Source organism: Lacinutrix cladophorae, from assembly GCF_053604645.1.
In genome coordinates, this window is the sequence record NZ_JBSHNR010000121.1 from 610133 (window position 1) to 633001 (window position 22869).

22 protein-coding genes are annotated in these 22869 nt (G+C 31.3%); 17 read left to right on the forward strand and 5 right to left on the reverse strand.

Going from position 1 to position 22869, the window contains the following annotated elements; genetic code table 11:
* Window positions 1–150 precede the first annotated feature (150 nt).
* The 7 genes from ACVC3Y_RS15655 (at window position 151) to ACVC3Y_RS15685 (ending at window position 9760) form a co-directional block, all read left to right on the forward strand.
* On the forward strand, window positions 151–1647 hold the full coding sequence (locus tag ACVC3Y_RS15655; RefSeq protein WP_303420823.1) for a sodium/pantothenate symporter: 1497 nt from the start codon (window positions 151–153) through the stop codon (window positions 1645–1647).
* A complete protein-coding gene (locus ACVC3Y_RS15660; RefSeq protein ID WP_303420821.1) occupies window positions 1635–3152 on the forward strand; it encodes a class I adenylate-forming enzyme family protein in 1518 nt (505 codons plus the stop codon). Before ACVC3Y_RS15655 ends, ACVC3Y_RS15660 begins: the two co-directional genes overlap by 13 nt.
* A gap of 71 nt (window positions 3153–3223) precedes the next feature.
* Complete coding sequence (locus tag ACVC3Y_RS15665) at window positions 3224–4090, forward strand: alpha/beta fold hydrolase (protein ID WP_452227398.1); 867 nt, start codon at window positions 3224–3226, stop codon at window positions 4088–4090.
* A gap of 39 nt (window positions 4091–4129) precedes the next feature.
* Window positions 4130–5548, forward strand: coding sequence for a hypothetical protein (locus tag ACVC3Y_RS15670; protein WP_303420819.1), 1419 nt, complete (start codon window positions 4130–4132; stop codon window positions 5546–5548).
* Between the two features lie 159 nt (window positions 5549–5707).
* Window positions 5708–8203, forward strand: coding sequence for a TonB-dependent receptor (locus ACVC3Y_RS15675; RefSeq protein WP_452227399.1), 2496 nt, complete (start codon window positions 5708–5710; stop codon window positions 8201–8203).
* An 11-nt stretch (window positions 8204–8214) separates the two neighbouring features.
* Window positions 8215–8997, forward strand: a complete 783-nt coding sequence (locus ACVC3Y_RS15680) for an alpha/beta fold hydrolase (RefSeq protein ID WP_303420817.1) — start codon at window positions 8215–8217, stop codon at window positions 8995–8997.
* Window positions 8990–9760, forward strand: a complete 771-nt coding sequence (locus ACVC3Y_RS15685) for a 3-hydroxybutyrate dehydrogenase (protein ID WP_303420816.1) — start codon at window positions 8990–8992, stop codon at window positions 9758–9760. Before ACVC3Y_RS15680 ends, ACVC3Y_RS15685 begins: the two co-directional genes overlap by 8 nt.
* 144 nt (window positions 9761–9904) lie before the next feature.
* On the opposite strand, the gene ACVC3Y_RS15690 is transcribed toward ACVC3Y_RS15685, so the two are convergent.
* Complete coding sequence (locus ACVC3Y_RS15690; RefSeq protein WP_452227400.1) at window positions 9905–10369, reverse strand: DUF1569 domain-containing protein; 465 nt, start codon at window positions 10367–10369, stop codon at window positions 9905–9907.
* A gap of 336 nt (window positions 10370–10705) precedes the next feature.
* Window positions 10706–12022 carry an adenosylhomocysteinase gene (gene ahcY / locus ACVC3Y_RS15695; protein ID WP_303420813.1) on the reverse strand — a complete coding sequence of 439 codons (1317 nt, stop codon included), beginning with the start codon at window positions 12020–12022 and terminating at the stop codon, window positions 10706–10708.
* Window positions 12023–12155: 133 nt separating this feature from the next.
* Here ahcY and ACVC3Y_RS15700 point away from each other — a divergent pair, with 133 nt between their 5' ends.
* The 8 genes from ACVC3Y_RS15700 to ACVC3Y_RS15735 all read left to right on the forward strand — a co-directional run bounded on the left by ACVC3Y_RS15700 (window position 12156) and on the right by ACVC3Y_RS15735 (window position 19479).
* Window positions 12156–12785 carry a 4'-phosphopantetheinyl transferase family protein gene (locus ACVC3Y_RS15700; RefSeq protein ID WP_303420811.1) on the forward strand — a complete coding sequence of 210 codons (630 nt, stop codon included), beginning with the start codon at window positions 12156–12158 and terminating at the stop codon, window positions 12783–12785.
* A complete protein-coding gene (locus ACVC3Y_RS15705) occupies window positions 12786–13508 on the forward strand; it encodes a geranylgeranylglyceryl/heptaprenylglyceryl phosphate synthase (protein WP_452227401.1) in 723 nt (240 codons plus the stop codon).
* Window positions 13509–13515: 7 nt separating this feature from the next.
* Window positions 13516–13776, forward strand: coding sequence for a hypothetical protein (locus tag ACVC3Y_RS15710; protein ID WP_303420807.1), 261 nt, complete (start codon window positions 13516–13518; stop codon window positions 13774–13776).
* Complete coding sequence (gene pnuC, locus ACVC3Y_RS15715) at window positions 13760–14392, forward strand: nicotinamide riboside transporter PnuC (RefSeq protein WP_452227402.1); 633 nt, start codon at window positions 13760–13762, stop codon at window positions 14390–14392. The genes ACVC3Y_RS15710 and pnuC overlap by 17 nt, the downstream gene beginning before the upstream one ends.
* Window positions 14353–14922, forward strand: a complete 570-nt coding sequence (locus tag ACVC3Y_RS15720; RefSeq protein WP_452227403.1) for an AAA family ATPase — start codon at window positions 14353–14355, stop codon at window positions 14920–14922. Before pnuC ends, ACVC3Y_RS15720 begins: the two co-directional genes overlap by 40 nt.
* Complete coding sequence (locus ACVC3Y_RS15725; protein WP_303420801.1) at window positions 14919–16475, forward strand: DUF4301 family protein; 1557 nt, start codon at window positions 14919–14921, stop codon at window positions 16473–16475. The genes ACVC3Y_RS15720 and ACVC3Y_RS15725 overlap by 4 nt, the downstream gene beginning before the upstream one ends.
* Window positions 16475–16882 carry an alternative ribosome rescue aminoacyl-tRNA hydrolase ArfB gene (arfB, locus tag ACVC3Y_RS15730; protein ID WP_303420799.1) on the forward strand — a complete coding sequence of 136 codons (408 nt, stop codon included), beginning with the start codon at window positions 16475–16477 and terminating at the stop codon, window positions 16880–16882. The genes ACVC3Y_RS15725 and arfB overlap by 1 nt, the downstream gene beginning before the upstream one ends.
* A gap of 413 nt (window positions 16883–17295) precedes the next feature.
* Window positions 17296–19479, forward strand: a complete 2184-nt coding sequence (locus ACVC3Y_RS15735) for a TonB-dependent receptor (RefSeq protein WP_452227404.1) — start codon at window positions 17296–17298, stop codon at window positions 19477–19479.
* Window positions 19480–19678: 199 nt separating this feature from the next.
* On the opposite strand, the gene ACVC3Y_RS15740 is transcribed toward ACVC3Y_RS15735, so the two are convergent.
* Window positions 19679–20116, reverse strand: a complete 438-nt coding sequence (locus ACVC3Y_RS15740) for a hypothetical protein (protein ID WP_303420796.1) — start codon at window positions 20114–20116, stop codon at window positions 19679–19681.
* A 250-nt stretch (window positions 20117–20366) separates the two neighbouring features.
* Here ACVC3Y_RS15740 and greA point away from each other — a divergent pair, with 250 nt between their 5' ends.
* Together greA and ACVC3Y_RS15750 are read left to right on the forward strand one after the other, a co-directional pair.
* Window positions 20367–20840 (forward strand): transcription elongation factor GreA, encoded by a 474-nt coding sequence (gene greA / locus ACVC3Y_RS15745; RefSeq protein ID WP_303420795.1) that lies wholly within the window; start codon window positions 20367–20369, stop codon window positions 20838–20840.
* A 120-nt stretch (window positions 20841–20960) separates the two neighbouring features.
* Window positions 20961–21350: an HIT family protein gene (locus ACVC3Y_RS15750; RefSeq protein WP_303420794.1), complete on the forward strand. Its 390-nt coding sequence runs from the start codon at window positions 20961–20963 to the stop codon at window positions 21348–21350.
* On the opposite strand, the gene ACVC3Y_RS15755 is transcribed toward ACVC3Y_RS15750, so the two are convergent.
* Both ACVC3Y_RS15755 and ACVC3Y_RS15760 read right to left on the reverse strand, forming a co-directional pair.
* Window positions 21341–21688 carry a hypothetical protein gene (locus ACVC3Y_RS15755; RefSeq protein WP_303420793.1) on the reverse strand — a complete coding sequence of 116 codons (348 nt, stop codon included), beginning with the start codon at window positions 21686–21688 and terminating at the stop codon, window positions 21341–21343. The genes ACVC3Y_RS15750 and ACVC3Y_RS15755 overlap by 10 nt on opposite strands.
* A gap of 2 nt (window positions 21689–21690) precedes the next feature.
* Window positions 21691–22866 (reverse strand): sensor histidine kinase, encoded by a 1176-nt coding sequence (locus ACVC3Y_RS15760; protein ID WP_452227405.1) that lies wholly within the window; start codon window positions 22864–22866, stop codon window positions 21691–21693.
* Between the last annotated feature and the right edge of the window lie 3 nt (window positions 22867–22869).

Sequence of the window (22869 nt, forward strand, 5' to 3'; positions counted from 1 at the left end):
TAAAAGTCACATAATCTGTTTTTACTAATAAAACAATGTGTTTGATTGTTTTTGTGTTTTAATTTGTAAAAGTCATACCTTTATTAAGATAAATATTTAAAATCAAAATAATATAAAGTTTGTTATTTGTTTTTAAAGACAAAAATATAAATGATAGCATCAGATAAGTTAGTGACCTATATGTGGATTTTATTAGCAGTGTATGCTGCTGTAATATTGTTTTTCGTTGTACGAGGTGCAAGGAAAAATACAAGTATTAAAGATTATGCTGTAGGTAATATTGGCTTCCCTTCTTGGGTTGTTGGTCTATCTTTGGCAGCTTCAATGACAAGTGCTGCTACTTTTATTATTAATCCAGGATTTATAGCGCTCTATGGTCTTTCTGGTGTGATTTCTTTTGCAGTAGTACTACCAATTGCTGCTTTTGTTTCTCTAATTGTGTTTACAAAAGGATTTGTTAAACAAGGTAATGCAGTAAAAGCTACAACGATGGCACAATGGATTGGTAAACGTTATAAAAGTAAAAACTATGCATTTTTCTTTGGCATTATTGCGCTCTTACTTATTACTTTTATTGTTCTTATTAATGTTGGGCTTACTCAGGTTATTTCCAAATCATTAAATGCAGATCCTTTTTATGTTCTTTTAGGTATTACCGTGTTTGTTTTTGGGTATATGATGTATGGTGGAGCTAATTCTATGGTATACACCAATACCATACAGGCAATAATTATGTTTATAGTTGCGATTATTTTGATTAGTTCTGGTTCTGAATATTTCTCGGATGGTATTACTGGATTTTTTAACAAATTAGATACTATTGATCCAAATTTAACAAAACCAACAAACGCTTCCAGTTTTCTTTTTCGAGATTATTTTGAAATCATTGCAACGCAAATCGTTATAGGGGTTGCTGTTGTTTGTCAGCCACACATCATAACAAAATCTTTATTATTAAAAGACGCTAGTAAGATTAATAGCTATTTGTTTAGTGGTATTGCTTTTATGATTGTTTTCTTTTTAGTGGTTGTGGTAGGTTTGTATGCAAGAATTAGTTTTCCAGATTTTATGGTTAATGGAGAAAAACTTAGAATGGACGAAATTATACCAACCTATGTAGTTACCAAGTTTTCCATAGGTGTTGGGCTAGTTATTGTTGTAGGTTTAATTTCTGCAGGACTATCTACTTTAGAAAGTTTAATACAATCTTTATCTATAACAATTACTTCAGATATTATTAACCCTTTGTTTAAAAATAGGTTTACAGATAAAACAATTTCTATTAATAAAGTAGTTATTATTGTTCTTGGTGTTGTAAGCTTTTTGCTTAGTTGGCAACAAATTAAAAACCCAAATGTAAGTGTGGCAATTTTTGCTCAAAATGGTGTGTATGCATACTTTGCTGCTGCATTTGTTCCAGTTCTTTTTGGAACATTTTTAAATAACGTTTCTACTAGATCTGTTTTTATTGCTAGTATAACAGCAATTGTTGTTCATTTTGGTATTTACTACGGAAGAATTACTCCATACATGCAAGAGCCGGTAAATAACCCAGGTGTTTCTGCTGCAATTGGTATTGTAGTTTCTGTATTAGTAGGTTATATATTTTATAAATTAGATTTAAAAAATAAAAAGTGGACACATTAGATTGGACAGCCAAATGGGCCGATTATACCCCAGAAAAAATTGCTATAACATCCTACGATGCAAATAAAAGTTACTCGTATAAGGATTTGCATAGGTATGCCAATAGGTTAATTAATAAATTAATAGAATTAGATTTAGAAGAAGGAGATAGAATAGCTGTTTTAGCCGAGCACAGCCTAGAGTATATTGTGCTTTTTGTAGCTTGTCAACGTATGGGAGTTATACTAGTTCCTTTAAATTATCGCCAACCAATTAATCAAATAGCAAAGTTAATTGTAGACTGTACACCAAGTTTATTTATTTATAATGATAATCATCAAGATAAAGCAGCGCAATTACCAATTCAAAATATTAAAAATATACCTTTTAATAAATTAGAATCGTATTTTCAAGCTACAGTTAATACCTTAGATAATACCCAAGAAAAAACATATTCAATAAAAGAAGATAATCCTTTATTTATTTTTTATACTTCAGGAACTACTGGAGATCCAAAAGGTGTTATTTATACTAATAAAATGCTTTTCTGGAATAGCCTAAACACCTCTATGCAATTAGGTATAACGTTTAGAGATTCTACATTAAATACCTTGCCTCCATATCACACATCTGGTTGGAATGTTTTTATTACGCCTTTATTACACAAAGGTGCACATATTGGAATGCTTGAAAAGTTTGATGCCGAAAAAATACTGTGCCTTTTAGAGCTTAATAAAACCACTTTATTTATGGCCTTACCTACGATGTTATTAATGATGCAGAAAACATCCGTTTTTAAAGATGTCAATCTAAAGAAATTACGATATATTATTTCTGGTGGAGAGAAAGTGGCTTCAGAGCTAGTGCGTTTTTGGAAAACAAAAAAAAACATTCATATCAGACCTGGTTATGGTTTAACAGAAGCTGGGCCCAGTATAACATCTCTACATCATGAAATGGCAGAACTTAAGCCAAACTCGATTGGGAAGCCAAATTTTTATTTAGATTTAAAAATCGTAGATAAAAACGGGAACAAAGTCAAAGCAAATGAGGTAGGAGAACTTTGTATAAAAGGCAATATTGTAACTCCTGGCTATTGGAATAATTCGGTAAAAACAAATAGTAAAATTAAAAAAGGCTGGTTGTTTACAGGAGATTTTGCGTATAGTGATGCGGAGGGTTTTTTATATATGAAAGGACGTAAAAATGACATGTATATTTCTGGAGGTGAAAATATTTATCCACAAGAAATAGAGGTGCAATTAGAGCGTATAAAAGATATAAAAAAAGCCGTGGTCTTAAGTGTTAGAGATGCGAAGTGGGGAGAGTGTGGCATAGCGTTTGTAACTACAGCAAACAAACAGCTTTCTGTTATGGAGATTAGAGAAAGTTTAAAAGCAAACCTAGTGGCTTTTAAACATCCTAAGTACCTCTTTATTCTAGAAGAGATACCCTTAACAAGTATAGGGAAGGTGTCTAGAAAAAAATTATTTAAATATTTTAATACCGTTAAATCACAATCATGAAAAAATTGATGTTATTCTTTGTTTTTACTTTATTTATCACAACTATATTCTCGCAAAAATCAGACAAACTTATGAAAGAAATAATTTCTCAATATGATTTTAAATCGCATACAGTACTGATAGACAGTACCGAAATAAGCTATATTAAAGAAGGTAATGGAGAAAAAACAGTTTTGTTTGTGCATGGATTGAGTAGTAATTCGGACGCATGGTCTAAAAACATTGCTTCGCTAAAAGAAAAATACACATGTATTGCTTTAGATTTGCCGGGTTATGGTAAATCGGCAAAACCAGAAGCAACTTATACACCGAGTTATTTCGCTGAAATTTTACACCAATTTATTGATGAATTAGAATTAAAAAATGTAATTCTTATTGGGCATTCTATGGGAGGACAAGCAAGTGTTAAGTTAGCTACAACTTATAAAACAGATGTTCAAAAATTAATTCTTGTTGCTCCTGCTGGTTTAGAACAGTTTTCGGAAGCTGGAGCAAATATGCTAAAAAGCTTTTTTACAGTTGATATGGTAAAAAACACTACAGATGCACAAATTGAAAAAAACTATGCCTTAAACTTTTATGCGTTACCAGAAGATACTTCAAAGATGATTGAAGATCGAAAACGAATTAAATTGGCTTCCGATTTTAATGCACATTGTACTGCAATTGTTAATAGCATTTCAGGCATGCTTAATGATCCTGTTTTTAACGATTTAGAACATATAAAGCAAAAGACATTAGTTGTTTTTGGAAATAAAGATATGCTTATCCCTAATCGCTATTTAAATCCTACACTAACTATAGCGGATGTTGGTAAAATAGCTTCCGAAAAAATAGAAAACGTAAACGTGTCATTTGTTGAAGATGCTGGTCATTTTGTGCAATTTGAAAAAGCAGCCGAAGTTAATAAGCTTTTTGATCAATTTATTGCTAATTAAAAAGGAATCCGTATTTAATATATAAATTTCATTTGGTATATGATGAAAACAAAGCTTAAGAAGTTCACTGAATTTAGTAAAACCATTCTGCCAAATGAAGCGAAGTACCTTCAAAATAGGTATCAATTTACGGATCCTGAAAAACTTCAAATAATTCAGTTATTAATAACTAATGCGTTATCTCAAGAAGAGTTTATTGCGTTTGATACTTCTATTAATAAACGAAAATACTCCTACCTTAAAGATTGGGTTGAAAAAAAATTAGCAAGTATCGATGTCGATGCAACCATTGGGTGGCTAATGTCTCTTAAACAAAAAATACTAACGGATGCTATTGCATCTAGCGAAGAAAAAGAATTTCTTCATTACATTTCTTCTTATAAGAATATTGAATTTAATTTTCAAAATTTATACGATTTAGCCAAAGAATATAAATCATATTTATTGGTGCGAATGCGCTATAAAGACCATCAAATAATTGCAGATTTTATAGAGACATATAAAGTGAATTATATGGAAGTTAAAGAGATTAACGAAAAACTATATACTGCCACAACAGAAATTACCAATCAATATACGTTAAATAATAACGAGACCAAGCATTTAGAAACGTGGTTGCTGGATGTGTTTAATAATAAAAATATGGACGGTAAAAATAGGTACCAAGCCTTTGTTTTACTTGCTTTTATTTACACGAATTATAACGAAAATAATAAGTTAAAAAGTATTTTTGACCAGATTGATTATTATTTTAGTCAAGGTGAAATGTACTCTAGGCGCATACTTTCTAATTATTACGCGAGTCGCGTTTTGTTGCACTCTAAGCAAGATGAATTTAAGGAAGCCGAATTCTATGGTTATTTGTCTATTAGGCAAAATAACAATGATACGCTCATGTATTTAAATAATTTATCGGCTATACTATTGCGAAATAATAGTCCAAAAAAAGCATTTGCCTTATTAAAAACCTATCAAGAATTGTATAAAGAAACACATAATTATCATCAAAAGATAGGTTATTGTTCGTATCAAATTCGTGTTTTGTCGGAGCTTAAAAACAATAAACTTGCCGAAGCTACAGCTAAAACGTTTTTAATGAAATATAAAAAAGAGGTGATTAAACATCGTTGGCATCACTTCTTTACATCGTATATAAATGTTTTGGTAATACAAGAAAAGTATGAAGAAGTACTTAAGCTTTCTACTAAATTTAATCTTATAGAAAAAGAAAGCGAGCGACAAAAACAAAGTAATTATGTTCCTAATATTTCATGGAGTATATCGCTTTCTAGGTACATGGAAGGAAAAATAAATTCTTCTCGTTTGTTAGATGAAATTAAAGCACCACTTAAAGGAATTAAGCCAACAAAAAATCAAAAACAACTCATGATAAAGGTTATAGATACACTCTCAAACAATCTACCTGAGGCTTTTTTAAAACTAAAGTCACACATCTAGTTTTAAGCCGCAATAGTCCTTTTCTTTAAAAATTATATTGGATTTAATCGTATTTTTAATTTAAAAGTCACACTTGTCATTTGTGTTTTTGTAGTTTGTTTATTTTCTTTTTCACAATAGATTGCCATCATAATCTAACTTAAAACAATATTCTTAATTATGAAAAAACTACTTTTCTTACTAACCATAATTAGTTCTTTGGTTATTAATGCGCAAGATACTGGAAGCGTAGCAGGAACAATTACAGATGCTAGTGGTATGCCTTTAGCTGGAGCGGCTGTGTACATTCAAAGTATAGACAAGGGTGGTGTAACAGATTTTGATGGAAATTTTACCATTGAAAATGTAACCGAAGGTACTCATGATGTGTCTATCTCTTATATTGGTTTTCAAACGGCAACGCAAAGTGTTTCAGTTACGGCTAATAGCACAACAAAATTAAATGCGACATTAAACGAATCTAATAGCGTTTTAGATGAAGTTATTATAACTGCAGGTAAAAAACCACAAAAAATTACAGATGTACCAGCTACAGTAAATGTTATTACTGCAAAAGATATTGAAGAATTTCCTAGTTTTAATATTGGTGAATTGGCAGCAAGGCAAAAAGGGGTAGATTTTGTAAGAAGTGGTGTTTTAGGAACAGGAATTAATATTAGAGGTTTTAACTCTGCGTTTAACTCTAAAAATTTACAAGTAACAGACGATAGATTATCTACATTAATAGCAACAGGATTGCCAATGGGATCTTTTTCTACGGTAACCAAAGACGATATATCACGTGTTGAAATATTATTAGGACCTAACGGAACATTATATGGGCCAAATGCGCATAACGGATTAGTAAGTACGATTACTAAAAACCCAAGAGGTTCAGAAGGTACTACTTTTGCAGTAGGTGCTGGGAATCAAAATGTAGTTACTATGCGATTAAGACATGCACAGGTACTTAATGATAAATTTGCTTATAAATTCCACTTTGAAAGATCTCAAGGAAAAGAGTTTAACTATTCCGATAGCGTATATGTAGGAACAACTGCGTATAAAGAGTTGAATCTAGATCGTGATTTTGATAGTCAAAAATATGGAGCTTCATTATTTTATAAACCAACTAAAAGCTCGGAACTTTCAGGATATTATGGGCATAGTAATAGTAATAATTTAGGTATCACAAATGCAGGACGTAATCAAATTAAAGATTGGAGTATAGATGTTGCGCAGTTAAAATTCGTGTCCAAAAACTTTTTTGCTAATACCTACTATACGTGGAGTAAAACAGACGATACTTATGCAATAAACCAACGTACACAAAATTATGTTTCTTTTATTGAAAATGGTTTTACAGAAGCTGAGGCTCTAGATCGTTCGCTTACAGAACAATGGTTTCAAACGGGGCCTAATCAAGGAGATGGTTTAGCATTACAGCGTGGTGCCCTTTTTAAAGATGCGTCTAGACGTTTTAATGCAGAAGCGCAATACAATAATAATTGGAACAAATTTTATCTAACATTAGGAGCGCAATACCAATTAGATATGGCAGATTCTGATGGTACATACCTTTTAGATGAAGACGGGATAAATTTAGATCAAACAGGTATTTATACACAATTAGAGTATAAATTACCAGATTCTGGATGGGGCTTTTTGTTGGGAGGAAGAATAGATAATCATGAATTATATGGTTCTAATTTTATACCTAAAGCTGCAATTACTAAAAAAGTAAAAAGCGGAACTTTTAGAATTACCTACGGAAAAGGAATCGCTGTTCCATCTATTTTAAATCTTAAAGGAAACTTATTTGGAGGTTTAGTGTTAGGAAATGGAGAAGGATTTACACTTACAGATGGTACTAAAATAGAAAGGCTAGAAGTAGAAACAATTAATTCTTACGAAATAGGGTATAAAGGAAAATTATCAGATAAATTATTTATAGATACTAACGCTTATTATAACCAATCCGATAACTTTATTAGTCCATTGCGTAATATTGCAGATGCAGCAAATGGAAATAACGTAACACATATTGGAGACCAACCAATTGGAGATGTTGTTGAAGGTTCAGATGGTTCGTTCATTTTAACCTATTTAAACTTTGGTCATGTAGATACCTATGGATTAGATATAGGATTAAACTATTACTTTAATGATAACTTTAGAACTTCTTTAAACTATTCTTATTTTGATAGAAGCCTAGATAAAGATGATTTAGATAATGATGGAAATTTAGATGGTCAAGTATTAGAAAGTGAATTACCAATCAATACTCCTAATCATAAATTTAGTGTCGGTCTTCATTATGGCAAAGGTAAATTTTATGGAGCCCTTTTTGGAAGATTTGTTGAAAAATACGATTTCTTCTCTGGTATAAACGTAGCTGCAGAAACACAAGATCAAGATGGAGATGGTGTTAATGAAATAGTTGAGAATGCACAAGTAGGAAGAACATGGAACTATGGGCAATTAGGTGGTTTCTCTGTAGATGCAAATGCAGGTTATAACTTTAATGATAATCTATCTTTAGGTTTAAGTATAACAAACTTATTTAACGCTAAAAATAGAGAGTTTGTAGCTTCTCCTGTAATTGAAACACTTGTTTCTTTCGAATTAAAATACAAAATAAACTTCTTTAAAAAGAAACCTGAAACTATTAATTAAGCTTCCAAACCATGTCAAAAATACAAGTTAATGATATAGAACTTGACTATGAAGATACTGGAAAAGGAAACGTTATTCTATTTCTTCATGGTTTAGGATCCACAAAAAAAGATTGGGACGCCCAAGTCCCTTTCTTTTCTAAAACACATCGTGTTATTACTGTAGACTTAAGAGGTCATGGTGATTCTACAAAACCATTAGACGCTTATAGTGTAGCTTTAATGACAGAAGATGTAAAGCAGTTTTTAGATCGGCTACATATAAAAAAAGCAACTGTTGTTGGTTTTTCTATGGGTGGAGCTGTGGCTTTTGAAATGGCTTCCAAACTTCCAGAGTACATAGAAAATCTAGTAATCGTAAATAGTGGCCCAGATTTTAATGACATGGGTAAAATAGGAGAAGACCTTTTAAAAAATAGAACAGCATTTCTGGAGACAAAAGGAATAGCGCTATTAGCCAAAGAAATCTCGTTTAATATGTTTCCAGAAGCACATCAAATAGATATGCGAAACAAGTTTGAAGAACGATGCAAAAAAAATGATTACAATGCGTACTATAAAACTTTTGTAACCTTAATGGATTGGGGGTTAGGTGATAGAATAAAAAATATTACGATTAGAACGTTAGTCGTTGCTTCTGACATGGATTATACGCCAGTTTCTTTTAAAGAAAAGTATGTAAATAAATTACAAAATGCTTCTTTAGTTGTAATTAATAATTCTAGACATGGCGTTGTTATAGATCAGCCTGATATTTTTAACACAACACTTCAAAAATTTTTAAAAAATGAATAAAACCGTTCTCATTACTGGAAGTACTAGCGGAATTGGTTTAGGAATTGCGAAACAATTTGCTAAAGAAGGTTACCATATTATGTTTCATGGGTTAGAGCCTAATGGAGCTGAAATTGCTAATGAAGTAGGCGATAAGTATAAAGTGAAAGTAGCCTTTTCTAACGCTAATTTATTGCAATCGGAAGCTATTGAAGATTTAATAGCAGAAACCATAAAAACATTTGGAGAATTACATGTGCTGGTCAATAATGCAGGAATTCAATATGTGTCTCCCATTGAAGATTTTCCAAATAACAAATATGAAAATATTATAGCGATTAATATGAATGCTGTTTTTTATGCTTCTAAAGCGGTTTGGAAACAGATGAAAAAACAAAATTTTGGAAGAATTATTAATGTGTCTTCTGTGCACGGTATTCGTGCCTCCGAATTTAAATCGGCTTACGTAACCGCAAAACATGGTGTTATTGGTATGACCAAAGTATTGGCCTTAGAAGGTGCTCCATTTAATATAACCTGTAACGCTATTTGTCCTGGTTATGTAAAAACACCATTAGTGGTAGGGCAAATAAAAGATCAAGCGAAAGCGCATAACATGACCGAAGATGAGGTTGTAGAAAAAGTAATGCTTAAAAAACAAGCGGTAAAACAATTTGTTCCTCTAGAAGCTATTGCAGATATGGCAATACTTCTAGCAAAAGACAGCGCTACAACCATGACTGGTTCTTCCTTTGTATTAGATGGAGGTTGGAGTGCACAGTAATTTTTGTTTTAGTTTTTAAAAATGCTTTTCTGGAAACAGAAAGGCATTTTTTTGTTTATAATCGTTCCTTTTCCTTTTATATCGTAAAAGGAAGACGAGTTTTATTATAGTATTAAAATAAGCAAAGTGTATTTTGTAATATTACTATTTTGTCAATATATCCTCTATAATTTTTAAATGATGTGTGGTATGTAGCACTAAAAACTTAGTAACTCTTTTTTTATTAATATGTCCAAATAGTGGATGCTTGAAATAAGCATTCTCGTTTAAATTAGCTATTGTTTGTATATTCGTTTTGGCTTGTTGTACTTGAGTTAAAAGATCTTCTTTTAAGATGACTTCTGGTGGTTTTACATATTTTGGCGCTTTTGCTTTTCCTCTAGGAAAAAAACCAAGTGTAAAAAATATTTTCCCTAAAAAGCTAAAATTGTTTTTAAAGGTATTTGGATCTGATTTTTGTAGTGAAATAACAACGCTATTAATTACTTTAAGGCTGTGGTCTATATGCCAGGCAATATCGCTTTTAGATACTTTAGTGTTAGAAATATTATGGTTTTCTATATGCGATTCTAAGGTGTTAAGTACTAGTGTTGCCTTTTTTAAACTCATGTTTTTTATATTTAAAGTGTGAAGGTACTTATTTAAAAACGAAAAATGAAACCAACAGATTGTACTTTGTTACTTCTAGCAATGGCTGTGTAAGGGTAGTCCGCAATAAGGATTGCAACGGCATCCTTTTTTGAGGTACGAAAAAAAAGATATAGTGTAAAGCCTGGTTGTTTTTGGTTTTTTCTACCAAAAACAGATTGCCCAACTTCTCGATACATCCCAATAAAAATCGGGACACTCGAAGTGACAATAAAAAAATCCCAAACATGAATGCTTGGGATTTAAATATAATTTAGTTTCAATTAATGAGATTCCCACTTTCGCGGAAATAACAGATTAATATCTGTAATGTTCTGGTTTGTATGGGCCTTCAACCGTTACACCAATATATTCTGCTTGATAAGGTTTAAGTTCTGTAAGCTCTACACCAATTTTTGCTAGGTGTAATTTTGCTACTTTTTCATCTAAAGCTTTTGGTAGCATATATACATCGTTTCCGTAAGCTTCTTTGTTATTCCAAAGTTCAATTTGTGCTAACGTTTGGTTTGTAAACGAGTTAGACATTACAAAACTTGGATGTCCTGTTGCACAACCTAAGTTTACTAAACGACCTTCGGCAAGAATAATAATTTCTTTTCCGTTTACTGTATATTTATCTACTTGAGGCTTGATCGTGTCTTTTGTTGCTCCATGTGTTTCGTTTAACCAACCCATTTGGATTTCGTTATCAAAATGCCCAATGTTACAAACAATTGTTTTGTCTTTCATAGCTTCAAAGTGCTCTGAACGTACAATATCTTTATTTCCAGTTGTTGTAATCACGATGTCGCTATTTCCAACAACTGTTTCTAGTTTTTTTACTTCAAAACCATCCATTGCAGCTTGTAATGCGCAAATAGGATCGATTTCTGTTACGGTAACAATAGACCCAGCACCTTTAAATGAAGCAGCTGTACCTTTACCAACATCACCATAACCACAAACGGTTACACGTTTTCCAGCTAACATAATATCTGTTGCACGACGAATAGCGTCTACTGCAGATTCTTTACAACCATATTTGTTATCGAACTTCGATTTTGTAACCGAATCGTTAACATTAATTGCTGGCATAGGTAATGTTCCGTTCTTTACTCTTTCGTAAAGTCTGTGAACTCCTGTTGTTGTTTCTTCCGATAAACCGTTAATTCCAGCAGCTAATTCTGGGTATTTATCTAAAACCATATTGGTTAAATCACCACCATCATCTAAAATCATGTTTAATGGTTTCCTGTCTTCCCCAAAGAAAAGGGTTTGTTCGATACACCAATCAAACTCTTCTTCTGTCATGTCTTTCCATGCATACACAGCAGTTCCTGCATCTGCAATAGCAGCAGCAGCTTGATCTTGTGTAGAGAAAATGTTACAAGAACTCCAAGTAACTTCTGCTCCTAAAGCTTGTAAAGTTTCAATTAAAACAGCAGTTTGAATCGTCATGTGTAAACATCCTGCAATACGTGCACCTTTTAAAGGTTGCTCGTTTTTATATTCTTCACGTAAACTCATTAAGCCTGGCATCTCTGCTTCGGCTAAATTAATTTCTTTTCTTCCCCAAGCCGCAAGCGACATATCTTTTACCTTATTAGGTACGTAAGCAACAGTTTTTGTACTCATATTATTTTTTATCTTGTTTTAAAATTGTACTTGCCTTTGGGTTTATGGCTTAAATAACTAAATTCGCTATATCATTAAATGCCAAATTCGCCTAAGGCGATGCAAAGATAACTAATAACTTTTAGAATATTAAATGCCTATTTATAAAACTCTTACACCAAACTCACAAACTACTGTTAAAATCTGGAAGATTACAGAATCTTATACAGATTTGCTGGATCCTATTACTTTAAAACCAGAGAATATGAAACGCGTTTTGAGTATGAAAAGTGAACTGCATAGACGCGGTTTTCTAAGTGTTCGCCATTTACTTGCAGCTTTTGGTTATACCGATCAAGATTTAATGTATGACGAAAATGGTAAGCCGCATTTAAAAGATGGTAAGCATATTTCTATAACGCATTCTTTTACGTTTTCGGCAGTTGTAGTAAGTGATGCTGTTGTTGGTATTGATATTGAAAAACAACGCGAGAAAATTGGAGTTATCGCGCATAAGTTTTTAGATTATGAAAACATTTATTTAGATAAGAAGGCAGATAATTACATTAATAAACTAACTGTTATTTGGTGTATAAAAGAATCTTTATATAAATTGTTTGCTACTCCAGGTTTAAGTTTTTTGAAGCATACTCTAGTAATTCCATTTACTGTAGAAGAAGCTGCCACAATTGCTTGGATTGATTATGAAGAAACAAAACACAGATACCAAACTACTTTTTTTGAGTTTGAAGGTTTTACTTGTGCTTATGTATTGCCTGCCTAAATGAAGTTATACCCAAACATATTATCTGCTGTTGAGAAGCGTGAAAAACTGCTAGCTGTTTTAATGGATCCAGATAAAGCAAAACCAGAAAGCTTAGATGGTTTTATGCAAAAATTAAACAATTCGATTGCGACACATATTTTTGTTGGAGGTAGTACTGTGGAAGAATTTGCAACCGAAAACCTTGTTATAGCATTAAAAAAGCATAGCAATTTACCAATCGTTTTATTCCCTGGAGATATATCGCAAATTACCAATGAAGCTAATGCTATATTGTACTTGTCTTTGTTGTCTGGAAGAAATCCGGAATATTTAATAGGAAAACATATAGCCTCAGTTTCTAAATTAAGAAATACCAATTTAGAAGTAATACCAACAGGTTATTTGCTAATAGAAAACGGAAAAGAAACAGCTGTACAGCGAGTTACGCAAACAGCACCAATGCCAATTAATAATGAACAAGCTATTGTAGATACAGCAAAAGCAGGCGAGCTACTTGGTATGCGACTTATTTATTTGGAAGCAGGAAGTGGCGCTAAAAAAGCGATTCCTTCTTCTATTATTAGCGCAGTAAAAGAAGAATTGGGAATTCCAATAATTGTTGGAGGAGGAATACGTAGTAAAGAACAATTAGATGCAGCATACCAAGCAGGAGCCGATTTGGTAGTTATTGGTACAGCTTTTGAAGAAGATGAATCCTTCTTTAATCAATTAAAAAAATAAAAAACATATGGAAATATCTGTAGATCTTACTCTTTCTCCTTTACAGGATGATTATGAAAAACATGTAATTCAATTTATTAAAGCTTTACGAGATTCTGAATTTAAGGTTTTAGAAAATCCGTTAAGCACACAAATTTTTGGAGATTACGATACCTTGATGCCTTTCTTAACACAAGAGATAAAACGTTCTTTTCAAGAAGTAGATATTTCGGTACTAACCATGAAGGTAGTTAAAACCAATAGAAGTGATTATGAACCACATTTTTGATTTCCTTTTTGGGCAGTATGCCGATTACCAAACACTAGATATTGTATTAGAAATTGTTGCAGTTGTTTTTGGATTTCTATCGGTTTGGTTTTCTAGAAAAAACAATATTTTAGTATTTCCAACAGGAATGGTAAGCACCTGTATATTCGTGTATTTATTATTAAAATGGCAACTTTTAGGCGACATGATGATTAATGCATATTACTTTATTATGAGTGTATATGGTTGGTATATTTGGACGCGAAAAGTAGATGCTAGTCATGTTACTCCAATTTCTAGAACGACCAATAAAGAAAAAAAAATAAGTGTAGCTATCTTTTTCGCAACATTAGTTTTTGTATTTATTATTTATAAAACGTTTGATAAATGGAATGGTTGGGTAGCATACATAGATACCGTTACAACAGCTGTGTTTTTTGTAGGAATGTGGCTTATGGCAAAACGTAAAATAGAAAACTGGATCTACTGGATTATTGGCGATATTATTTCTATTCCTTTGTATTTTTATAAAGGATTTACCTTTACCAGTTTTCAGTATTTTGGATTTACAATTATAGCAATTTTAGGATATTTAGCATGGAAGAAAAGCTTATACAAGAAGCAAGTAACTGTATAAAAGTAGTTTTGTTTGGACCGGAATCGACTGGAAAAACAACACTTTCAAGACAATTAGCAAGATATTACAATTCGGTCTGGACACCCGAATATGCTAGAGAATACCTGCAAGATAAATGGAATAATGAACGTAAAACTTGCGAGCCTAAAGATTTGCTGCCAATTGCTATTGGGCAAATTAAATTAGAAAATGCTTTAGCTAAAAAAACAGATTCTGTATTAATTTGCGATACCGATTTACTGGAAACTAAAGTGTATTCAGAAACTTATTATTCAGGGATTTGTGATCCTATTCTTGAAAAATATGCACTAGAAAATAAATATGATTTATACTTTTTAACGTATATTGACACTCCTTGGGAAGCAGATGATTTAAGAGATAAACCAGAAGAACGTTTAAGTATGTTCAATGCATTTCAAGAAACATTAATAAAATATAATAGACCCTATGTTTTGCTAAAAGGAGATAAGAAAACTCGTTTAGATATGGCAGTAAAACATATTGATGAATTATTAAATAGAAAGAAGTGAAATTTACAGAAAAAGATAAACTACAAATAGCATCTAAAAACCTTACTTTAGAAAAAGTTAATGCTCAAATACAACTTTTTAAAAATGGAATTCCATTTGTAAATTTAAAAGATGCTGCAAATATTGGTAATGGTATTTTAAAATTATCGGAAACAGAAAAAAAGAAAGCAATTCAATTTTTCGAAGATAAACGAAACCAGAAATCTATTCTTAAATTTGTTCCTGCTTCTGGAGCTGCAACAAGAATGTTTAAATTCTTGTTTCAATTTATAAAAGAATATGATGTAAATAAAGAAAGTGTTAATTCATACATTAATAGAAATAAAGCTACAGAGTTATCTTTGTTTTTGGTAGGTGTAGAAAAGTTTCCTTTTTACGGACAAGTTCTTGACAAAGTTAAATCGCTTATCTCAAATTTTAACTCCCTTACGCAAGATGAAAAAAAGTTAGAATTTATTAAAACCATGTTAGAACCAGAAAAGCTTAATTATGGTTTTTATCCAAAAGGATTACTACCTTTTCATCAATATAAAGATCATGTATCTACAGCTTTTGAAGAACATTTATTTGAATCCGCACTTTATGCTTCTTCAAATAATGAAGCAGACTTACATTTTACCATTTCGGAAAAACATAAAAATATTTTTGATGCTGAGTTTAAACGAGTAGAAGAAATTGTAAAAGCAAAAACGAAGACTAAATTTAATATATCATTTTCATACCAATGCCAATCTACAGACACCGTTGCTGTAACACCAAAAAATGATGCTTTTAGAGAAGATAATGGCGATTTGCTGTTTAGACCTTCTGGTCATGGCGCACTTTTAAATAACTTAAATAAACTAGATGCCGATGTTATTTTTATTAAAAATATAGATAATATAGTAGTTTCTAAATATGAAAATGAAGTCGCAGAATATAAGAAAATGCTTGGTGGTTTATTAATAGAATTACAAGAACAAGCATTTGCTTATTTAGAAAAATTAGAATGCAATACCCTTTCGGAAAAAGAACTAATTAGTATAGCAGAATTTTTAAAGAATAAACTACATGTTGTAATTAATATAGAGTTTGAAAAATATTCTGAAACCTATCAAATTGAATATCTAAAGGAAAAATTAAATCGTCCAATTCGAATTTGTGGTATGGTGAAAAATGAAGGAGAACCAGGAGGAGGACCATTTTGGATCAAAGATGAAAGTGGCAATATCTCCCTTCAAATTGTAGAGTCTGCACAAATTGATAAAAAGAATAAAACACAAAAAAGAATATTAAAAAATGCAACCCATTTTAATCCTGTAGACCTTGTTTGTGGTATTAAAAACTATAAAGGCGAAAAATTTGATTTGAATAAATTTGTAGACCCCAAAACAGGTTTTATTACTATGAAAACCAAAACAGGAAAAGACTTAAAAGCTTTAGAGCTTCCTGGACTTTGGAATGGCGCTATGGCATATTGGAATACCATTTTTGTAGAAGTACCACTAATTACTTTTAATCCAGTAAAAACTGTAACAGACTTGTTAAAAGCGGCACATCAAATAAACGACTAATGTTTCATGAACAACAGTTAATACACGAATTAAGGTTTAAAGCAATACGGAGCTCTGGTGCTGGAGGACAACATGTAAATAAAGTCTCTTCAAAAATAGAACTTACATTTAATTTAGAGGATTCTCAGGTATTAAATGAAGACCAAAAGCAACGTTTAAAAATAAAACTACATGCTAGACTTACAAAAGAAAATGTACTTCTTTTTCAATGTGGAGAAAGTAGAAGTCAGCATAAAAACAAACAAATAGCCATAAAAAGATTCCTTCAAATAATTAAAGAAGGATTAGTGGTTCCTAAAAGAAGAAAACCAACTAAGATCCCTAAAGCAGTAAAAATAAAACGCTTAAAATCTAAACGCGTAAATTCTGAAAAGAAAGCAAACAGAAAAAAACCAAACCTAGATTAAATACTTTCTTTTTTTTATAAAATTGTAACAAGAAGTCTTTATTAATTCATAATTCGTCATTACATTTGCATCGTTCTCAAAAAAGGGGTGCTTAAAGGATTGGAGATTGTTGAATTCAAAAATTCAAAATTCAAAAATCTTTTTGGCTGAGATCATACCCATTGAACCTAGAACAGGTAATGCTGTTTAGGAATGCGAGCGTTAAGAAAATGTCTTAAAGATATTTTAGCGAGTATGATAAAGTTAACCATGTTAATTTTAATTCTAAATTTGACTATGTATACAATTATGCATGTAATGATTTAAAATAAAAGAAACATTTTAATATCGTATTCGTTTATACGCTCAAACAAAATCAATTAATAACAAAAGAATAATTACCTCTTTTTATTCGATTATAAAACATAATCGTAATGAAAAACCTATTTCTTTTTTTAACACTTTTAGTGTTAACAGTCCGTGCTAATGCACAAGAAAAAAAACAAGACTCTACTAAAACAGAGCAGCTAGATGAAGTTCTAGTAAAAGCCGTTCGTGTAAATGCTACTTCTCCAATTACACATACAAATGTTAGTAAAGAAGACCTTGCTAAGCGAAATTTAGGGCAAGATATTCCTGTGTTACTTAATTTTTTACCATCTGTAGTTACCACAACAGATGCTGGAGCAGGAGTTGGTTACACGTATATTCGTGTTCGTGGTATTAATGCACAATCTACTAATATTACACTTAATGGTATACCTTATAACGATGCAGAATCGTTAGGGACTTTTTGGGTAAATCTAGGAGATTTTGCTTCCTCGGTAGAAAGTTTGCAGCTACAACGTGGTGTTGGTACATCTACCAATGGCTCTGGTGCTTTTGGAGCAAGTATTAATGTGTTAACAGATGCTGTTTCCGAAGTTGCTAATGGCGAAATTTCTAATTCTTTTGGTAGTTACAATACCAGGAAACACAACGTGAAGTTTAGTACAGGGAAATTAAATAATCATTTTGAAATTGCAGGTCGCTTATCGCAAATAAAATCAGATGGTTATATAGATAGAGCTACTTCAGATCTTAAATCCTATTTCTTACAAGGTGCTTATGTTGACGATAATCGCTTAATTAAAGCAATTACATTTAGTGGTCACGAAGTAACGTATCAATCATGGTATGGTTTGGAAGATTTAGATGTTTTAAAAGACGACAGAACATTCAATGTTGCAGGAATATACACCGATGAAAATGGCAATACACGTTTTCACGAAAATGAAGAAGATAACTACAAGCAAGACCATTATCAGTTACATTACACAGAACGTATAAATAATTATTGGTCAACAAATTTAAGTTTAAATTATACGCATGGTAAAGGATACTTTGAGCAGTATAAAGAAGATGAAGATTTTGCCGATTATGATTTAGATGAAGTAACTCTAGGAGGCGAAACCATTAATACGACAGATTTAATACGAAGACGTTGGTTAGATAACGATTTTTATGTAGTAAATGCCAATGCAAATTTTAAGAAAAATAAGTTAGATATGCTTTTTGGCGGAAGTTATAGTGCTTATGATGGAGATCATTATGGCGAAATTATTTGGGCAAGAAATGCAAGCTCTAGTGAAATAAACGATACCTATTACGACGGAAATGGAAAGAAAAAAGATGCCAGTTTTTTTACTAAAGCAACCGTTAAATTAAATGAAAAAATTTCCCTTTTTGGAGATTTGCAATTGCGATTTGTAGATTATAAAACAACAGGTTTAACCTCCGATAGAGTTCCATTATTAATTGATGAAAATTATAGTTTTTTCAATCCTAAAGTAGGAATTACCTATGCATTAAATACTAACGATAACGTATACTTCTCTTATGCAAGAGCGAATAGAGAACCAAATAGAGATGATTTTGAAAACAATGAAACTGTTAACCCAGAACAATTAAATGATTTTGAATTAGGTTACAGACATCAATCAGAAATATTTAGTATTAATACCAATTTGTACTTCATGTTGTATAATGAACAATTAGTGCTTACCGGAGAAAGAGACAATGTAGGTAATCCAGTACGAACTAATAGTGGTGAAAGTTATCGATTAGGTTTAGAAGTAGAAGCAGCAGTAAAACCTTTAAAATGGTTAACCATACAACCTGCTATAACTGTTAGTTCTAACAAAAATAAAAGTACTGTTGTAAATAGAGATGGCGCTTTAACAGATTTAGGTAAAACAAATATTTCTTTTTCACCAGAGTTTGTGTTGTCTAATGCCTTAGTTTTTAATCCAGTTAAAGGCCTAGATTTAGCACTGCTAACTAAACATGTAGGAGAGCAATATATGGGAAACACAGATAGTGAAGCATCTAAATTAGATAGTTATTTTGTAAATGATTTTAATGTTTCTTATGAATTAGAAACCAATGCATTTGTAAAGTCTATTACATTTACTGCATTAGTGAATAACATTTTTAATGAAGAGTATATTTCAAACGGTTATTATTATACCTATGATGATACATGGTCTGTACCTGATGAAACTACAACTATTGAAGGCGCTGGGTATTTTCCCCAAGCAACTAGAAATTTCTTAGTAGGAGCTACATTAAAATTTTAATTTAACTCGTGTTATTTTAAAGTAGAGATTCACATAGTTTATACCTTAAAGTAAAAGCCATTCTAAAAAATAGAATGGCTTTTTTTTTAATCAATTAATACATTAAAAATTTATTCCCACTACTAAGATATGAAAAATATATAGAATATTTTCTATAAAACAAAATTATTTTAATTCTATAGTGTTGAATTTCTGCGCTTTAGTTGTTGTATACTCTGATGATGCTTCCGCTTACTTCCACAAAATAAGGTTTTAACCCATAGGGTCCTGTGGTAGTTCCATTAGGTTGCCCTGTTAATATATCATAAGAATTGTCATCATCACAACTACAGGTTGCTATAACACCATCTACAGTTAAAGCAGAGCAGTTTTGATAATAGTGATTAGGATCACTTAACTCAAAAGCGATATAGGAGCTTCCTGAGTAATACACTACAATACCACTTAAACCATAGGTATATAAAACCACATGGTTTCCAGGAAATAGTAAATCATTGTACTGCGGAAAACTTGTGTTTATAGTCGTTCCTGTGTCAAAATTTATATCGGTTAGAAATTCGTTGTCGTTACTATTATCATTTTTACTACAAGCTAGCATTATAAAGCTACTTATAGTTATTAGAAATAACTTTTTCATTCTTTTTTTTGTTTGGCAATGTACAAAAAATGTACTTTCAATGCTGTGTTTAATACTTTTACTAAAGGAACATTTGTTCATAAATAAAACCTTGAGATAAAGTACTTTTGTTTAGATTTTTTACTAAGTATATAAAAATTTTGTATTTTTGTTATACAATCTCGTGTATGCGAGATTTTTTTATGCTGAACTCTTACTCAGAGCATTTGTCTAAGGAGGTTTCAGCATCTTTTATATAAACGATAAAGTTATGAGTAAAGTATCTTATTATACAGCAGAAGGCTTAAAAAAATTAAGAGAAGAGCTTAAACAGCTTAAAGACATAGAACGCGTAAAAGCCTCTAAGGCAATTGCAGAAGCAAGAGATAAAGGAGATTTAAGTGAGAACGCCGAATACGATGCTGCTAAAGAAGCACAAGGAATGCTTGAAATGCGTATTTCTAAATTAGAAGATCAACTAGCAGGTGCTCGCGTTATCGACGAAAGTCAAATGGATAACTCTAAAATTTTAGTACTTTCTAAAGTGAAAATAAAAAACCAAACCAACGGCATGGAAATGTTATATACTTTGGTGGCGGATGGTGAAGCAGATTTGGCTACAGGTAAAATATCTGTTAATTCACCAATAGGTAAAGGTTTATTAGGTAAAAGTGTTGGTGATGTTGCCGAAATACAAGTGCCAAGTGGTATTATTAAGTTTGATATTGTAGAGATTTCTAGATAATTTATTCTTGCCATTACAGCAACCTTATTAAGGTACAATAATTTTCATTCCTATTTTTAACGTAAAACGATTCGGTTATAAATAGGAATTTTTATATTTACAAATAAACCTTTTTATCTTATGGCTTCTATATTCACGAAAATTGTTAAAGGCGAAATACCTTGTTATAAAGTTGCAGAAACCGATGCGTTTTTAGCATTTTTAGATGTAAATCCAAATGCTAAAGGACACACGCTTTGTATACCTAAAAAGGAAGTAGATAAAATCTTTGATCTAGACGAAGAAACCTATATTGGTTTGATGCAGTTTTCACGAAAAGTAGCTATTGCTATAGAAAAAGCAATTGTTTGTAATCGTGTTGGTGTTTCTGTTATAGGATTAGAGGTGCCGCATGTACATGTACATTTAATTCCGTTAAATACAATGAAAGATGCAAGTTTTATGCAGAAAACAAAATTAAATACTCAAGAGTTTCAAGAAATAGCAAAAGCTATTCAGTCTTATTTATAAAGAATTGCAAGTAAAATTCCACAAAGAATTAAAACGCTAAATAGCGTAATAAATAGCCAAGCTTTCTTTTTTAGTTTTATGGAAGCTTTTTTAGGTGTAAATGCTTTTTGTTGATAGGCAAATACACGCTCTATGTCTTCGGTCCACATTACAGGAAAAATAGCAGTATTACAAGTTTTACAATATATTGCTTGCGTAGTTTCGTTGGTTATCGATCTGTAAAGAGAGTTCTCTATAAATTTTTGTTTAAACGTTAATTGTAATCCATTTGTGTTATAGCATTCTGGACAATTATTATTTAAGGTCACTTCTTTTATTGTAATCCATTTTTTGTCCATAATTAAATGCTTTTTAATGCAATCTGCATGGTAGTGCCTTTATTAATTTCAGAATGTAATACTTTAATTTTTCCATCATGAAATTCTTCAATAATACGTTTTGCAAGCGATAGCCCTAAACCCCAACCTCTCTTTTTTGTAGTAAAACCAGGTTCGAAAATAGCTTTAAATTGTTTTTTTGATAAACCTTTTCCAGAATCTGAAATGTTAATACTTATGTTGTTTTCTAATTGTTTGATTTCAATTTTAAGAGTCCCTTTTCCTTTCATAGCATCAATACCATTTTTTACAAGGTTCTCGATAGTCCAACTATATAACTGTTTGTTTAAATTTACAAAAATTTTGTTTTCTGGCGCAATGATCTCAAAATCAATTAGTTTAGAGAGTCTGGTTTTAAGATAATCATAAGTAACTAAGGTTTCTTCGACGATATCTGTTTTTTCTAATTTTGGTAAAGAGCCTATCTTACTAAAACGTTCTGTAATGGTTTGTAATCTACTAATATCTTTTTCAATTTCTTTAATATAATCTGGGTTTACATTTTCTGTTTTTAATATCTCTGCCCAGCCAATTAAAGAAGACAAAGGTGTGCCAATTTGATGCGCAGTTTCTTTTGCCATACCAGACCATAATTTGTTTTCTATAGCAGTTTTATTACTTCTATAGAAAAAGTAAACTACAGCAGCAAATAAAATAATGATTAACAATAGTGCTAGCGGATAATATTTTAGTTTGTTTAATAGCGGCGAATTACCATAATAAAGAACTTGACCGTCGTAGTTTACGCTTACAGGTACGTTTTCACTACTAAATTGTTTAATTAATATCTTTGTATTTTTAACTGCAAAAAGAGAATCCTTTTTTGTTTCTTCACCAATATTATTAAAAGTAACCAGCGAAGAATCTTTATCTACAACAAGCATTGGTGTTGTATTATTACTACTAAGTATTTTTAAAGTTAAATCTAAATTTGAAGAAGCATTTTCGTCTGTAGAGAGTTCGCTTACTACCTTTAAGAACTCATTTTGCGCAAAAGACCAGTTTTCCATTTTAATGCGTTCTTCTGCTTTAAACTTTTGAAAGAAAACATAGGTATTCCATAAAATTAACGAAATAATAGCAAAAGAGGCTATTACTATAATCCATCGAATAAGATTTCTGTTTTTTGAAAAAACCATACA